General features: G+C 68.0%; 15 protein-coding genes. 11 read left to right on the top strand and 4 right to left on the bottom strand.

From position 1 onward, the window contains the following. Positions 1-172: 172 nt before the first annotated feature. From NLI01S_RS21355 to NLI01S_RS21380, 6 genes are all read left to right on the top strand, one after another. Positions 173-1,159 (top strand): siderophore ABC transporter substrate-binding protein, encoded by a 987-nt coding sequence (locus tag NLI01S_RS21355; RefSeq protein ID WP_067607399.1) that lies wholly within the window; start codon positions 173-175, stop codon positions 1,157-1,159. An 85-nt stretch (positions 1,160-1,244) separates the two neighbouring features. Continuing rightward, the gene (locus tag NLI01S_RS21360) at positions 1,245-2,234 is read left to right on the top strand and encodes an ABC transporter permease (protein ID WP_067607402.1); all 990 of its coding nucleotides are present in this window, start codon (positions 1,245-1,247) and stop codon (positions 2,232-2,234) included. Between the two features lie 16 nt (positions 2,235-2,250). Next, positions 2,251-3,282: an iron chelate uptake ABC transporter family permease subunit gene (locus NLI01S_RS21365; protein WP_067607405.1), complete on the top strand. Its 1,032-nt coding sequence runs from the start codon at positions 2,251-2,253 to the stop codon at positions 3,280-3,282. Beyond that, the gene (locus NLI01S_RS21370; protein ID WP_067607408.1) at positions 3,279-4,034 is read left to right on the top strand and encodes an iron ABC transporter ATP-binding protein; all 756 of its coding nucleotides are present in this window, start codon (positions 3,279-3,281) and stop codon (positions 4,032-4,034) included. The genes NLI01S_RS21365 and NLI01S_RS21370 overlap by 4 nt, the downstream gene beginning before the upstream one ends. A 6-nt stretch (positions 4,035-4,040) precedes the next feature. Beyond that, positions 4,041-4,289 carry a hypothetical protein gene (locus tag NLI01S_RS21375; RefSeq protein ID WP_067607411.1) on the top strand — a complete coding sequence of 83 codons (249 nt, stop codon included), beginning with the start codon at positions 4,041-4,043 and terminating at the stop codon, positions 4,287-4,289. A 112-nt stretch (positions 4,290-4,401) separates the two neighbouring features. Next, positions 4,402-4,698, top strand: coding sequence for a DUF4287 domain-containing protein (locus NLI01S_RS21380; RefSeq protein WP_067607414.1), 297 nt, complete (start codon positions 4,402-4,404; stop codon positions 4,696-4,698). A gap of 5 nt (positions 4,699-4,703) precedes the next feature. Here NLI01S_RS21380 and NLI01S_RS21385 read toward each other — a convergent pair whose 3' ends face one another. Continuing rightward, complete coding sequence (locus NLI01S_RS21385; protein WP_067607417.1) at positions 4,704-5,609, bottom strand: alpha/beta fold hydrolase; 906 nt, start codon at positions 5,607-5,609, stop codon at positions 4,704-4,706. A gap of 227 nt (positions 5,610-5,836) precedes the next feature. On the opposite strand from NLI01S_RS21385, the gene nhaA reads away from it, so the two are divergent. The 4 genes from nhaA to NLI01S_RS21405 all read left to right on the top strand — a co-directional run bounded on the left by nhaA (position 5,837) and on the right by NLI01S_RS21405 (position 10,798). After that, complete coding sequence (gene nhaA / locus NLI01S_RS21390; protein WP_067607420.1) at positions 5,837-7,111, top strand: Na+/H+ antiporter NhaA; 1,275 nt, start codon at positions 5,837-5,839, stop codon at positions 7,109-7,111. 349 nt (positions 7,112-7,460) lie between these two features. Next, positions 7,461-7,664: a cold-shock protein gene (locus NLI01S_RS21395; RefSeq protein WP_067607423.1), complete on the top strand. Its 204-nt coding sequence runs from the start codon at positions 7,461-7,463 to the stop codon at positions 7,662-7,664. A 238-nt stretch (positions 7,665-7,902) separates the two neighbouring features. After that, entirely contained in the window at positions 7,903-9,396 is a 1,494-nt protein-coding gene (locus NLI01S_RS21400) for a DEAD/DEAH box helicase (RefSeq protein WP_067607426.1), read from the top strand. Positions 9,397-9,577: 181 nt separating this feature from the next. Then, entirely contained in the window at positions 9,578-10,798 is a 1,221-nt protein-coding gene (locus NLI01S_RS21405; protein WP_067607429.1) for an MFS transporter, read from the top strand. A 155-nt stretch (positions 10,799-10,953) separates the two neighbouring features. On the opposite strand, the gene NLI01S_RS21410 is transcribed toward NLI01S_RS21405, so the two are convergent. Beyond that, positions 10,954-12,516: an SLC13 family permease gene (locus NLI01S_RS21410; protein WP_067607452.1), complete on the bottom strand. Its 1,563-nt coding sequence runs from the start codon at positions 12,514-12,516 to the stop codon at positions 10,954-10,956. Between the two features lie 251 nt (positions 12,517-12,767). Here NLI01S_RS21410 and NLI01S_RS21415 point away from each other — a divergent pair, with 251 nt between their 5' ends. Further along, entirely contained in the window at positions 12,768-13,718 is a 951-nt protein-coding gene (locus NLI01S_RS21415; RefSeq protein ID WP_067607432.1) for a TAXI family TRAP transporter solute-binding subunit, read from the top strand. 12 nt (positions 13,719-13,730) lie between these two features. Here NLI01S_RS21415 and NLI01S_RS21420 read toward each other — a convergent pair whose 3' ends face one another. Then, entirely contained in the window at positions 13,731-15,158 is a 1,428-nt protein-coding gene (locus tag NLI01S_RS21420; protein ID WP_067607435.1) for a sensor histidine kinase, read from the bottom strand. A 3-nt stretch (positions 15,159-15,161) separates the two neighbouring features. Beyond that, a complete protein-coding gene (locus NLI01S_RS21425; protein ID WP_067607438.1) occupies positions 15,162-15,830 on the bottom strand; it encodes a response regulator transcription factor in 669 nt (222 codons plus the stop codon). Between the last annotated feature and the right edge of the window lie 115 nt (positions 15,831-15,945).

Raw genomic sequence — 15,945 nt, forward strand, 5'->3', positions numbered from 1 at the left:
CAGCGAGGACGTTCGTGCACGAGACAGCCGAGGCGGCACCTGGCCGTCGGCGAACACACTGGTCAGAGCGGCCATAAATGAGGACAAGGTCTCAAATGGGGCTCCCCCCTGCCACCCCACAAGATAGTTAGGTTAGGCTCCCCTACGTCAAGAACTCGTAAGGGAGACCTCCATGAAGCCCGTCCGTCCGTTCGCGGCACTCTCACTGACCCTGGTGTCCGCTCTGGCCCTGTCCGCCTGCTCCACCGGCCAGGAAGAGACCGAGGACACCGTCGCCGCGAGCGACACCATCGAGGTCGAGGACAACAACGGCACGCAGACGGTCGCCACCCCGCCCACCTCGGTGGTCGCGACCGACAACCGCACCTTCGAGACCCTCTCGGACTGGGGCGTGGAACTGTCCGCCGGCGCGGTCTCCCTCATGCCCGACACGATCGACTACACGCAGGACGACTCGATCATCGACCTCGGATCGCACCGGGAGCCCGACCTCGAAGCGATCGTCGCCGCCGAGCCGGACCTGGTCGTCAACGGACAGCGCTTCACCCAGTACCACGACGACTTCGCCTCCCTGGTGCCCGACTCGACCATCCTCGAACTGGACCCGCGCGAGGGCGAGCCCTTCGACGCCGAACTCAAGCGGCAGATCACCGTGCTGGGCGAGGTCTTCGGCAAGCAGGACGAGGCCGAGCAGACCATCGCCGAATTCGACGCATCGGTCGAGCGGGTCGACGAGGCATACGAAGAGGACGCGACGGTCATGGCCGTCACCACCTCCGGCGGCGAGATCGGTTACCTGGCCCCGAGCGTGGGACGCACCCTCGGCCCGGCCTTCGACATCTTCGAGCTGACCCCGGCCCTGGAGGTCGACGGCTCCAGTGACGACCACCAGGGCGACGACATCTCCGTCGAGGCGATCGCCGACTCCGACCCCGACTGGATCCTCGTGATGGACCGCGACGCCGCCGTCGCCGCCGACGAGGAGGGCTACGAGACCGCCGAGAACATCCTGTCGAGTTCCGAGGCGCTCTCGAAGGTGACCGCCGTGGAGGACGAGCAGATCGTCCACATGCCCGTCGACACCTACACCAACGAGGGCATCCAGACCTACACCGAGTTCTTCAACGCCTTCGCCGACGCCCTGGAGGCGCAGGCTTGATCAGGCTCGTCCACTCGCCTCGCGCGGGCGGTGACGCCATGAGCGCCACCGCCGGCGCGAGCCGCCGCAGGAAGGTCACCGGAACATGACCACCGCGACCCCGGCCCCGTCGCGTTCCCGGGACAAGGGCCGGCTCTTCGACTGGAAGCTGCTCATCGGCGTCGCCGTCGTGGGCGCACTGCTCGTGCTGTCGCTGCTCACCGGCGTGTACGACGTCTTCGGCGCCGACGACGGCGACGAGATGTTCGCGATCACCCGCATCCCCCGCACGATCGCCCTCGTCCTCGCCGGCGCCGCCATGGCGATGTCCGGACTGGTCATGCAGCTACTGACGCAGAACCGCTTCGTCGAACCCACGACCACCGGCACCACCGAGTGGGCCGGACTCGGCCTGCTCACCGTCATGATCCTGCTGCCCGGCGCGAGCATCACCACCCGCATGGTCGGCGCCGTCATCGCGGCGTTCATCGGCACGATGGTGTTCTTCCTCTTCCTGCGCCGCGTCACCTTGCGGTCCTCGCTCATCGTCCCGATCATCGGCATCATGCTGGGCGCCGTCGTCAGCGCGGTGTCCACCTTCATAGCGTTGCAGACCGACATGTTGCAGAACCTCGGTGTGTGGTTCGCCGGCAGCTTCACCTCGGTGTTGCGGGGCCAGTACGAGATGCTGTGGATCGTGGCCCTGGTGGCCCTCGCGGTGTTCCTCGTCGCCGACCGGTTCACGGTCGCCGGCCTGGGCGAGGAGATCTCCACCAACGTCGGCCTGAACTACAACCGCGTCATCCTGCTCGGCACCGGACTCATCGCGGTGGCGACCGGCGTGGTGACCGTGATCGTGGGCAACCTTCCCTTCCTCGGGCTCATCGTCCCCAACGTCGTCTCGATGTTCCGTGGCGACGACCTGCGCGGCAACCTGCCGTGGGTGTGCCTGCTGGGCATCGGGATCGTCACGATCTGCGACCTGATCGGTCGGACCATCATCATGCCCTTCGAGGTGCCGGTGTCCCTCATCCTCGGGGTCGTCGGCGCCGTCGTGTTCATCCTTCTCCTGTTGAGGCAGCGTCGCCGTGGCTGAGACGACCCTTTCCCGTGTGACGGAACCGCTCGCCGCGCCACCGGCGGAGCGTTCCTCGCGCACCTTGGCCACACCGCGCGCCCGTCGCCGCTACCTGGTCATCATCGCGGTGCTCTCGGTGCTCGCGGTCGGATTCGCCTTCGGCCAGCTGGCCTGGGACAACCCGATGCCGGTGGGCTCCGACGGCTTCTGGCGCATCGCGGAACTACGCGCCACGAACCTGGTGATCATGGCCGTGGTCGCGATCTGCCAGGCCGTCGCCACGGTCAGCTTCCAGACCGTCACCGACAACCGCATCATCACCCCGTCGATCATGGGGTTCGAGGCGCTCTACACCGCCATCCAGACCACCGCCGTGTACCTCCTGGGCATCGCCGGAATCATGGCGGTCCAGGGGGTCTCGCAGTTCCTGCTCCAGATCACGCTCATGGTCGGTTTCTCGATGCTGCTGTACGGGTGGCTGCTGTCCGGCAGGTACGGCAACATCCAGATCATGCTGCTAATCGGCATCATCATCGGCGGTGGCCTCGCCTCGGTCTCCACCTTCATGCAGCGGCTGCTCACACCCAGCGAATTCGACGTGCTGGCCGCGCGACTGTTCGGCAACATCGCCAACGCGGACGCGTCCTACCTGCCGATCGCGGTGCCGCTGTGCCTGATCGCCACCGCCCTGCTGTGGGCGAGTTCGCGGCGCCTGAACATCGTGGCGCTGGGACGTGACGCGAGTACGGGGCTGGGCCTGAACCACCGCCGCGAGACCATGCGCGTGCTGTTCCTGGTGTCGATCCTGATGGCGGTCTCCACCGCGCTCATCGGCCCGATGACCTTCCTGGGCTTCCTCGTGGCGACGCTGGCCTACCAGTTCGCCGACACCCACGACCACCGGTACGTCTTCCCGGTCGCGGTGCTGACCTGCTTCGTCGTGCTCAGCGGCGCCTACTTCGTCATGCGGAACATCTTCTACGCCAACGGCGTGGTCTCGATCATCATCGAGCTCGTCGGTGGGCTGGTGTTCCTGTTCGTCATCCTCAGAAAGGGCCGACTGTGATCACCCTGACCGGTGTGCGCAAGGAGTACAGCAGCGAGGTCGCGATCGGCCCCGTCGACCTGCGGATCCCCAAGGGCGGGGTGACCGCGCTGGTCGGTCCGAACGGCGCCGGCAAGTCGACGTTGCTGACGATGATCGGTCGGCTGCTCGGTCTGGACCAAGGCACCATCGACATCGCCGGTCACGACGTGGCGAAGACTCCGTCCAAGGACCTGGCCAAGGTCGTCTCGATCCTGCGCCAGGAGAACCACTTCGTCACCCGGCTGACGGTGCGCCAACTCGTCGCGTTCGGCCGTTTCCCCCACTCCAAGGGGCGGCTGACCGTGACCGACGAGGAGGTCGTCAGCAGGGCCATCGACTTCCTGGCCCTGACCGACCTGGAACACCGCTACCTCGACCAGCTGTCGGGCGGGCAGCGTCAGCGCGCCTACGTCGCGATGGTGCTGTGCCAGGACACCGAGTACGTGTTGCTCGACGAGCCGCTCAACAACCTCGACATGCGCCATTCGGTGCAGATGATGAAGCACCTGCGACGCGCGGCGGAGGAACTGGAGCGCACGATCGTGATCGTGCTGCACGACATCAACTTCGCGGGCCACTACGCCGACCACATCTGCGCGGTCAAGGACGGTTCGGTCGTCGAGTTCGGCACACCGGACGAGATCATGACCGACGAGGTACTCACCCGGGTGTTCGAGACCCCGGTGACCGTCGTCGACGGACCCAACGGACCGCTCGCGGTCTACTACTGAGCCCCGGTGTCGGGCACGGGAGGGCGCGCCTCCCGTGCCCGATACCGGAACGATGCGCACCCCCGAGCCGAAGTCGACGGCATTCCCGACCTCGTCCGCGCGCTCCTGCGCGAACAGCACCCCGACCTGGCCGAATTCTCCATCGAACCCGTCACCGACGGACGGGACAACGCGCTGCTGTCCCTGGGCGAGGACCTGTGCGTGCGCATGCCCCGCCGCTCGATCGCCGCGCACCTGGCCCTCAAGGACGGCTGAAACCGCGCGACGTGCGCGATACCGGGTCCGGATTTCCCGCAACGGGTTTCCCGGAAATGTCGTAGGCGGATGCGAGCATCGGGTTCTGAATCCTTGTTCGAAGGAGGAACCCATGTCGTTCCAGGCCTATCTCGACACCATCGAGGACAAGACCGGCTTGGTCCCGCGCGCGCTGGTCGATCTCGCCAAGGAGAAGGGGTTCGACGACCCCTCGGTCAAGGCCGGCACCATCGTCCAGTGGTTGGCCGATGACCACGGGCTGGGTCGCGGTCACGCGATGGCCCTGGTCCACGTCATCAAGAAGGGGCCGAGGATCGACACCAAGCACATGGGCGCCTCGGGCAGCCACCGGGACGAGTCCGCGGAGCTCTGGCTCGACGGCAAGGCGACCGACCCGAACAGAACGTGAACCCGTCAGTCGGTCGGGTAGGGCTCCTTCGGTTCGTCGTCGGCCCGAGTGACCAGGTCGCGGATCCGTTCCGAGAACTCGTAGGGGACCAGGTGTCCCCCGCCCTCCAGCACGTCCACGTCGGCGTCCAGGAACCGTCGGGCCGGGCCGTGCAGGCGCGCCGGCGAGAAGAACACGTCGTCCGATCCGGTCGCCACGATGACGTTCTTCTTCCGCCAGGCCAGCAGCGACTCCGTCGGCAACGGGCCCGGGGCCAGGCTGGTCTTGCAGTACTTGCCCACCATCGTCATCCAGGAGGCGAACGGGTGGACGGGATACCGGAAGTCGGGTCCGCTCATGAAGTTCAACAACCGGGTGCTCTTGTCCTCCCTCGGACCGATCATCCACGGCAGGGTGACCCGCATGAGTTCGGGGGAGGTCGCCGGCGGGGTCAGCCCCGCCGCCGCCACCAGCACCATCCCCTTGACCAGGGGGTTCGGCGTACCGGCCAGGGCCACGGCGGCGCCGAGAGAGTGCCCCAGGATGATCGCGGGCCGGTCCACGAGCCGGGGCAGGACCTCGTCGAGCCAGGCCCCGTAGGCCCGGGAACGGTGACCGCGAGGGCGTTCACCGGAACTGAGACCCGGTTGTCCGGGCAGGTCCACCAGGATCACGTCACGTTCGGCGGTCATGTCGGAGGCGGGTGAGGCGCTCAGGGCGCTGTTGAAGTTGGTACCGCTGAGCACCACCACCGGAGCGCCGGGACCGCCTTCGAAACGGAACGCCCTGGTGGGTCCGATGGACGTGGGGAGTTCGGGAAGTGATCGGAGCCCGGGCAGTTCCGCTAGGCGTTCCTCGCACCAGCCGCGCACGGTCCGCTCCGCGAGGTCCGACCGGTAGATGCGGGCACCGTGGGGGATGGTCTCCGGCATAGGGCACCTTGGTCTCGAATCCGGGTGGATGGTGACCTTCTCGGATCACGGTGTGGGATTTTACCTGATCAGCGTGGACATTTGACCGGTCGTCCTTGCCCAGATCCCTCTTGAACTGGACATACACTCATTCTTCGACGAACATGGGCGCGGCGCCCAGCGCGTCTAGGTGTGCCGGGAAGACTGGTCGGCGAGTCCCACCAGTCCTATGCCCGGAGCACACCCAGATGAGCCTTGACCCGGTACGTTTTTCACCGAAGTACAACCCTCTGCATCGGCTCGCCAACAATCTGCGCAGCGACACCGTCGCCGGCTTCCTTCTGATCCTCGCCGCGATCACCGCGCTGGTGTGGATCAACTCCCCCCTCGGTGACGCCTACGAGAACCTCCGTGCGCTCACCTTCGGCCCCGAATCCCTGCACCTGAACCTGTCCCTGGAGACGTGGGCCGCGGACGGCCTGCTGGCGATCTTCTTCTTCGTGGTCGGCAACGAACTCAAGCAGGAGTTCGTGCACGGTGAGCTCCGCAACCCCCGGCGGGCGATGCTACCGATCGTCGCCGCGATCTGCGGGATGGTCGTCCCCGCGGGCATCTACGCCCTGATCAACATCAACGCGCCCGAGACCATCCAGGGCTGGGGCATCCCCATGGCGACGGACATCGCGTTCGCCGTGGCGATCCTCGCGGTGGTCGGGCGCGGGCTGCCGCCGGCGCTGCGCACCTTCCTGCTGACCCTGGCGATCGTCGACGATCTCGGCGCCGTCATCGTCATCGCGATCTTCTACACCGCCGCCATCAGCCTGCTCCCGCTGTTCGGCGCCGCCGTGGGCGTGGCCCTGTTCGGCTACCTTCAGCGTGGTAAGGGCCTGGCCGCGAAGCTGAACTCCTCCGCCCTGCCGAACTGGGTCGTGTACGTACCTCTCGCGATCCTCGTCTGGGTGCTGGTCCACGAGAGCGGCGTGCACGCCACCATCGCCGGTGTGGCCATGGGTCTGATGATGCGCACCAACCGACAGGGTGACGAACCGGAGAGCCCCAGCCACCACATCGAGTACGTCCTGCGTCCCTGGTCGGCGGGGCTCGCGCTGCCGGTGTTCGCGTTCTTCTCCGCGGGTGTGCTCTTCGACGGGGTGGACGAGGTCTTCACCGACCCGGCCGGGCTCGGCATCATCGCCGGTCTGGTCCTGGGCAAGATCGTCGGCATCACGGGCGGCTCCTGGCTCACAACCAAGGTCACCAAGGCGGAACTGAACCCCGACCTGAAGTGGGTCGACATCTTCGGTATGTCCCAGCTCGCCGGGATCGGGTTCACGGTGTCCCTGCTCATCACGGAGTTGAGCTTCGCCGACTCGCCCGAGCACCTGGCGCACGCCAAGGCGGGTGTTCTGATCGCCTCGCTGATCGCGACCCTGGCCGCGACCCTGGTGCTGAGTCTGCGCGGACGGCACTACCGCCGCCTGGCCGCTGCCGGGGCCGGGGGCGTCGACGAGAACGAACGGTGATCCACCGTTCACCATCGATGTGAACGGGCCCCGTCCTCCGCCGGAGGTGAACTGCTCCCTGGAAGTTGGACTGGAAAATCCAGTTCCATCAACCAGGGAGCAGTCCCATGAGAGCGAGCAGCACGCTCACCCCCACCCAACACCGTCTTCACCCGATCCGATGCCAGGGTTCTCGATGCGTTACAACACATCGGATCTTTCTGCCCCCCGAGCAAACCGTGTGCTAGGTTGATCGAAGTTGCAGTAGTGACCCCGCATAAAGCTCCATCTTTTTCGGGCGCTCACCGCGGTGACGGGAAAATCGTCAAATCGCGGTTTTCTTCATGCTCCCGAACGAGAGGCACAATTTATGGCCACCGGTACCGTCAAGTGGTTCAACGGCGAAAAGGGCTTCGGCTTCATCGAGCAGGACGGCGGCGGCCCCGACGTCTTCGCCCACTACTCCGCCATCCAGGCCACCGGCTACCGCGAGCTCGTGGAAGGCCAGGCCGTCCAGTTCGACGTCACCCAGGGCGCCAAGGGCCTACAGGCCGACAACATCACCCTGGCCTGAGAGAGCTGAGGCTCTTTCCATAGCAGGGGCCCGCCCTCAGGGCGCAGGGCCTCTGCCTTTCTTCTTTTCGGCCGGTTTTCTCGCCGTCGCGTCTCGACCGGCACCGGCCATCAACCACGCCCCGGATTCTCCGTGTGGGCAGTGGATCTCGCAGTATTTATCCCGGCGCCGCCGGTGCTCAGCGTCGAGGTCGCAGCGACCTCCACGCCCGGCACGGGTCGTCGGTGGAAGGTTTGCCTTGAACCACACGTCCCGTACCAACACCCGACGCCCCCGTCCCTCCGGGGAGTACGGCCGCAGGCGCCCTCGTGGCTCCTTCGGTGGCGGCCCCCGTCAGGGCGGCAACCGAGAAGGCGGCAGAGGCCGCTTCGATAGCGGACGCTCCTCCGGTGAGTTCGCCCTCCCCACCACGGTCACTCCCGGGCTCGACCCGGTGGCGGCCTTCCAAGACCTGGACATGCCGGCACCACTGAAGTCGATGCTGACCCGTCAGGGCCTGACCACCCCGTCGGCGATCCAGGCGGCCACCCTGCCGAACTCGCTGGCGGGCCGGGACGTCCTGGGCCGCAGTCAGACCGGATCGGGCAAGACGCTGGCCTTCGGGCTGTCCCTGCTCGCCCGTCTCGACGGTCGCAAGGCCGAGTCGCGGCACCCCCTCGCGGTGGTGCTCGCCCCGACCCGTGAGCTCGCCCAGCAGGTCACCGAATCACTCACCCCGTACGCCCGTGCGGTGCGGGTGCGCATGGCCACCGTGGTGGGCGGCATGCCCATCCACCGTCAGGCGCGCTCCCTGCACCAGGGCGTGGAACTCGTGGTCGCCACCCCGGGTCGTCTGCGCGACCTGATGGAGCGCGGCGACTGCGTCCTGGACCAGGTGGAGGCCACCGTCCTGGACGAGGCCGACCAGATGACCGACATGGGCTTCATGCCGCAGGTCACCGCGATCCTCGAAGAGGCTCCCTCCGGCGGTCAGTGCCTGCTGTTCTCGGCGACCCTGGACCGTAACGTGGACCGTCTGGTCCGCCGCTTCCTCAACGACCCGGTGGTGCACTCGGTCGACCCCTCCGAGGGCACCGTCACCACGATGGAGCACCACCTCCTGCACGTGTCCCCCGCGGACAAGCAGGCCACGGCGGTCCGCATCGCCGCCCGTGACGGTCGGGTCATCATGTTCCTGGACACCAAGCACGCCGTGGACCGGATGGCCCAGCACCTGCTGGACAGCGGCGTCCGGGCCGCGCCCCTGCACGGCGGCCGTTCCCAGCCCCAGCGCACCCGCACCCTCAAGCAGTTCAAGGAGGGCACGGTCACCGCGCTGATCGCCACCAACGTCGCGGCGCGCGGCATCCACGTGGACGACCTCGACCTGGTGGTCAACGTGGACCCGCCCACCGACCACAAGGACTACCTGCACCGTGGCGGCCGTACCGCCCGTGCTGGACAGTCCGGCAACGTGGTCACCCTGGTGCTACCGAGCCAGCGTCGCGGCATGGCCCGCATGATGTACCAGGCGCGTGTCGACGCCCAGATCTCGCAGGTGCACGCCGAGGACCCGGAGCTCGCCCGCATCACCGGTGCCCGTGAGCCCTCCGGTGAGCCGGTGACCCTGCCCCGTGGCCGCGAGGACAACCCTCGTCGTGGGCCGCGTGGTGGTGGCTACGGCGGCGGTGGCTACGGCGGCGGGCGCAACCGTCGCCCGCGTCGCCCCGCGGCGAGCCGCGGCCGGGACTGACGTACCGGCCCGCGTACACGAACACATGAGAGCCCCGTCCCGTCCAGGTCACACGACCCGGACGGGGCGGGGTTCTTCGTCATGCTCCCTTCCCGGTCGAGAGTCCAGGCGCTAGCCTGCCCTGAACGTCGCCATCCGCTCATCGGACGCCTGAACCCGCACCCCCCCACAGCGAGGCTCCATGCATTCCAGCACCACCGTCCGCACCGGGGCCCAGGGCGCGCTGGTCCTCACGGCCCTCTTCCTGGTCGCCGCCTGCCTGCGCCCGGCCTTGACCTCGGTCGGTTCGGTCCTGGGGCAGATCGGCGACACCACGGGGCTGTCCGGCTCCGCGTTGGGGCTATTGGGCGCGCTTCCGCTCCTCGGCTTCGCCGTCGTCTCACCCTTGGTCCACGGGCCGGCGTCCCGCTGGGGCGTGGACCGGGTGGTGCTGGTGGCGATGGTGGTGTTGTGCGCGGGGATCGTCCTGCGTTCCCTGCCACCGCTGCCCGCCCTGTGGATCGGCACCGCGTTGATCGGCGCTTCGGTGGCGGTCGGCAACGTGCTGATACCCGCCATCATCCGGCGGGACCAACCCTCCCGGATCTCCCTACTGACCGGGGTCAACACCTCCGTGATGAACGCGTCGGCCGCCCTGGCCGCCGGCATCGCCGTGCCGTTGTCGCTGCTGTTGGGGAGCTGGCGGCCGGCGTTGGGCCTGTGGGCGGGCCTGGTGGCGGTGGCCGTCCTGGTGTGGGCGGTGCGGATGCACCGGGTACCGGGGCCCGAAGTGGTCGGTGCCGTCGGCACCACGCACGAGGAACCCGAACGGTCGGTGTGGACCTCCGCCAAGGCCTGGCAGGTCACCGTCTTCATGGGGTTGCAGTCCACCACCTACTTCACCCTCATGAACTGGCTTCCCACCGTGGAGGCCTCTCGGGGCGTCGCTCCCACCACGGCCGGCTGGCACCTGTTCGGCTTCCAACTGGCGGGCATCGTGGCGGGCCTGGCCATCACCACGCTGATGGGGCGTCGGGCCGAGCAGCGTCCGGCCTGCCTGGTGGTGAGCGTGACCATGGTGGTGGCCATGGCCGGACTGGTGTGGGCGCCCGAGTGGGACCTGCTGTGGGTCCTGCTGGCGGGGGCGAGCACCGGTGGCGCCATCGTGGTGGCGCTGGCGCTCATCGCGCTCCGTGGCGGCACGCACGGAAGGACCGTTCGCCTGTCCGGGATGGCACAGTCCATGGGATACCTGTTGGCCGCGGTAGGCCCGGTGGCGGCGGGCACGCTCGGGCAGACCATGGGCGTGTGGGAACCGGTGCTGTTGCTGGTGGGAGCCCTCGCACTGGCGCAGACGGGCATCTCCCTGTTCGCCGGTCGACCCGAGCGGAACCCCCACGCCCTGGAGCGCTCCGACCACTGAGGGACCGAAGGGGGCGCCCCCACCGTCCTTCCATCGGACGGCGATGGAAGACGGCGGGGCGCCCCTGGGAGTGCCGGGTGGTGTCCGGGAGAGGAGGAAACACCACCCGGGGAGGGACCGCCCGCTCTCTGCTTCGAGCGATCCGTGGCCTACGCCTACAGCGAGATGCCGAGTGCCCAGGTCATCAGGCCGTACATGGTGCCGAGGATGAGGAACAGGGCCACGAGGTTGAGCCAGACTCCGCCCTTGATCATCTCGCCGATCTTCACGTAGCCCGAGCCGAAGGCGATCGCGTTCGGCGGGGTCGCCACCGGGAGCATGAACGCCATCGTGGCGGCGAGCGCGACCGGGACCACCAAGGCCAAGACGTCGATGTCCATGCCCATGGCCACGCCGCCCATGATCGGCAGGAACGTCGCCGCCGTCGCGGTGTTGCTGGTGAGCTCGGTGAGGAACAGGACCAACGCGCTGACGGCCAGGATCAGCACCCAGGTGGGCACCCCGGACAGGAAGGAGACCTGGGTGCCGACCCAGGTGCTCAATCCGGAGTCGGTGAACTGGGCGGAGATGGCCAGCCCGCCACCGAAGAGGAGCAGGACGCCCCAGGGCAGCTTGACCGCGGTCTCCCAGTCCATCAGCGGGGTCTTGCGGTCCACGGGGAGCAGGAACAGCAGGACCGCGACGGTCATCGCGATACCCGCGTCCGAGACGTTGCCGAGCCAGGGGGCGACGGCGGCGACCGGAGCGAGGTCGGCGATCATCGGGATGAAGATCCAGGACAGTGCCGCGAAGGCGAACACCGCCAGGACGAGCTTCTCGCCCCGGGACATGGCGCCCATCTTGTCGAGTTCCTCGCGGATCATCTCCTGAGCGCCCTCGACCTTCTTCACCTCCGGCTTGAAGAGGCGGGTCAGGACGAACCAGGCGATCAGCATGAAGACCGCGGCCAGCGGCACACCGGCCATCATCCACTGGCCGAAGCCGATCTGGATGTCGTGGGCGTCAGAGAGGTAACCGACCATCAGGACGTTGGGCGGGGTACCGATCAGGGTGGCGACCGAGCCGATGGACGAGGAGTAGGCGATGCCCAACATGAGGGCGGTCGCGAAGTTCGCGTCCGTACGTCCACCACGGAACTGCGCGATCAGCGCGATGACGGAGAGTCCGACCGGCAGCATCATCACGGCGGTGGCGGTGTTGGACACCCACATGGTGATGAAACCGGTGGCGATCATGAAGCCGCCGACCAGGCCGACCGTGTTCGACCCGACCTTGGAGACGATCGTCAGGGCGATGCGCTTGTGGAGGTTCCACTTCTGCATGGCCAGGGCCAGCATGAAGCCGCCCATGAACAGGAAGATCGTGTCGGAGCCGTACGCGGAGGCCACGTCCCCGACCGCGGCGCCTTCCACCATCAATGGGAAGAGCACCAGGGGGAGCAGCGAGGTCACCAGGATCGGAAGGGCCTCCGTGGCCCACCAGATGGCGATCCATACGGTGATCGCGGCGACGGCCGCGCCGTTGACGGACATGACCTCTTCGGTCTCGCCGTCGCCCAGCGGCAGCGGCATCTCCGGCATCACCAGGAAGACCAGGAGACCGAGCAGGGGGCCGAGGACGAGTCCGATGACACGGCCCCGAGTCATCCCCTGCGAGGACTTCTCCTCGGGTTTGATCGACGGCGTGTCGGGTTTGTCGACGCCCTTCTGGGTCGCCATGGTTTCCTCCTCCATTGAGCGCCGCTCCGTGTGGCGCCCGTATGCGGGGCCACTCGCGGGTTACCGCGGGATTGCCTCCGGGTTACGTCTTGACTCAATAGATAGTCAGTTCACAAAGGGGTGTGTGCAACGCAACTAACTGTTTCTTTGGATTCCTCTGACATTGGGCGACGTTGGGTGCATACCGTGGGACACGGAGTGAGGTGGGGTGACCCCCTCACCCCACACTCGACCCCGTCTAAGCTGCGGGTATGCGATCGCCCGGACCGACCAGACGGGCCGCCCTCCTGGGCGGTCTCGGTGCCCTCTCCATCGCGGCCATGAGCGGTTGCACGAGCGATCCCGCACCCGGTGTCCCCCGGATCGTCGTCGCCACCGGCCCACCTGGAGCCGTCTACCGCGAGATCGGTGCCGCCCTCGCGCGACTGTTGGACGAACACCTGCCCGACCAAGAGGTCGTCACCGTCGAGACGGGCGCCTCCCACGACAACCTGCGCATGTTGGCCGACGACGAGGCCCACCTCGGCCTCGCCAACCTCGACTCCGTACTCGCCACCGACATCACCACCGAGGGATCCACGATCAGCGCGGTGGGCAGACTCTTCGACAGCTTCGTCCACCTGGCCGTGCGCGAGGACTCCCCCGTACGGTCGCTCTCCGACATCGAGGGGATGCGTGTCTCCCTGGGCACGGTCAACTCCGGCACCGAGTTCACCGCCGCGCAGATCCTGGAGGTCACCGGGGTACGGCCCGAGGAGGTGCGGCTCGACCAGGCCGCGTCCGCCACGGCCCTGGACGCCGGCGACATCGACGCGATGTTCTCCCTGACCGGGCTCCCCACCCCCGCGATCGTCGACCTCGCCGAGGAACGGGCCCTGCGGCTGGTCGACCTGGCCGACACCGCCGACGCGATGGTCGGCGTGTACCCGGAGTCGTACTTTCCGGCGACCATCCCCGCCACCACCTACAGCGGCATCCCGGCCTGCCCCACCATGTCGATCCCCAACCTGCTCCTGTGCCGCGGAGACCTGCCGGACGAGCTCGTTCGACGGGTGACCGAAACCGTGTACACCGGCGCCGCGCGCCTGGCCGAACAGCGCCCGGAAGCCGCCCAGATCAACGTGCGCACCGGGATCTCCACCGGCGTCGTGCCCCTGCATCCCGGTGCCGAACAGTGGTATCGGGAGAGCAAGCCCTCGTAGTACCGGGCCCCGTCAGAGCCCGGAAGGCCCATCGTCATCGTCCTCCTGCGGTGGGTCGGCCGGTGGCAGGACGATGACCACCCCAAGCCCAGGGCGCTCGTCGTCGGCCAGCCCGTCCCCCAGGACGAGCCGTCCACCGGACTCCCGTACCAGATCGGCGACGATCGCCAGGCCGAGCCCCGTCCCCTCGATGTTCTGGTGGCTCGGAGAACGCCAGAACCGGCCCAGGGCGGCCTCACGCTCCTCCTCCGGCAACCCCGTGCCGTTGTCGAGCACCCCGATCCGTACCTCTTCGCCGTCGTCGGCGCGGATCTCGATCCGGTCGCCGCCGGAGAGCCGCATGGCGTTACTGAACAGCTCGTCGAGGATGCTGCCCAGGCCACCCGCCGGGGCGTGTGCCCACACCTGTTCGGGCAGGTCGGTGGTGACCTCGATGCCACGTGACTCTCCCAGGGCACGCCACCTGGGCACCCGGGTCTCGACCAGGGCCGTCAACTCCACCGCCTCGGTGCCGGTGACGCTCTCCAAACGGGTGGCGGCCAGCAGCGAGTTGAGCATCCGGTGCATCATCGTGGTCTCGTCGATGGCCACGGCGTGCGCCTCCACCGCGCCCTCCCCCTTCAGGTAGGGCGCCAGGTTCTCCACCGACAACCGCAGACTCGCCAGAGGGTTGCGCAGTTGGTGGGAGGCCTCCGAGACGAACGCGCGCTGCCGTTCCAGGGCTCGACGCACCACGTCGACCATGGTGTTGAAGGAATCGGTGAGCCTGCGCAGCTCGGGTGGGCCGCGTTCGGCGTCCACGTGCACGTCCAGGTCGCCCGCGGTCACCGCGGTGGTGGCCTCGTCCAGCCGATGGATGGGTTGCAGCACCCACCAGGACAAGGGCAACGAGGCCGCCACCAACAGGGCCAGTGGCACCAGGCTGAGCAAGGCCATCCACCCCCACGCGGTGAGGATGTCGGCGCCCAGCCCATCGGTGGAGGAGACCAGCACCACGGCACCGGCGACCTCGCTGTCACGGCCGATCGGTTCGGCCACCACCAGTGGTTCGGAGTTCCACGGCCACACCGTGGTCGGTGGCTCCGGGCGTTCTCCGGCCAAGGCCGCGGTGATCCCCGCCCCCATGTCCACGTCCGCGACCAGGGCACGCATCCGCTCACGGTCTCCGGACCCGGTCACGACCCCACCGTCGGGGGCGACCACGACCGTCGGGATCCCGTAGAGCTGCTCGTAACGGGACATCTCCTGGGCCAGGGCGTTGTCCCGGTCGGTCTCCAGCGCGGTGCGCGCGAGCGCCGCGAAACGACCGGCGTCCCCCAACCGGTCGACGTACACCTCTTGGGTCTCCTGCTGGGCGATCACCGCACCCAGAGGCGTGACAACGGCTCCGAACAGCACGAACGCCACCGGCAACAGGATCGTCAGCAGACGCCTGAGCATGGGTCAGCCCCCGTCGAGCACGTAACCGACCCCACGCACCGTACGAATGTGCACGGCGTCCCCGACCTTGTTGCGCAACGAGGCGATGTGGGTGTCCAGGGTTCGTGAGGAGGCCTCCCAGGCGGCGCCCCACACCTGGTCCAGGATCTGGTCCCGGGCCACCACGTTCGGCGCGCGTGAGACCAGCAGACGTAGGAGGTCGAACTCCTTACGCGTCAGTTGCAGGGGTTCGCCGCCGAGTTCGGCCCCCCTGGAGTCGACGTCGATGATCAGGTCCCCGGCGCGCAGCGGCGGGTTTTCCGGCTCGGGTTCGGCCCGCGCCGACCGGGTGCGGCGTAGTACCGCGTCGATGCGGGCGAGGAGTTCGGCCACTCCGAAGGGTTTGACCACGTAGTCGTCGGCCCCCGCCCGAAGACCCCGTACCCGGTCGCGTTCCTCGCTGCGCGCGGTCACCGCGATGATCGCGGTCTGGGGTCGCTCACGAAGACGACGTAGGAGGTCGATCCCGTCGGCGTCGGGGAGCCCGAGGTCGAGCAGGACGACGTCCGCGGCCGGTGCCGTGAGCGCCCGCTCCGCGGTGGCCACCCGTTGGACGTCGAAGGAGGCGGAGCGCAGCGCGGTCACCAGTCCGCGTGCCACCCGGTCATCGTCCTCGACCACGAGAATGCGCATGACTAGCCATAGTAGGCAGTACTGAGCACGGGCGACCCCGCTCCACGCCCTCCCCCCGCCCAGGCTCCCGCAGCGGGATGTACGGAGCGGCCTCCCACACGAGGCCAGATGAGTA

This window comes from Nocardiopsis listeri NBRC 13360, from assembly GCF_001570765.1.
Classification (GTDB): Bacteria; Actinomycetota; Actinomycetes; order Streptosporangiales; family Streptosporangiaceae; genus Nocardiopsis; species Nocardiopsis listeri.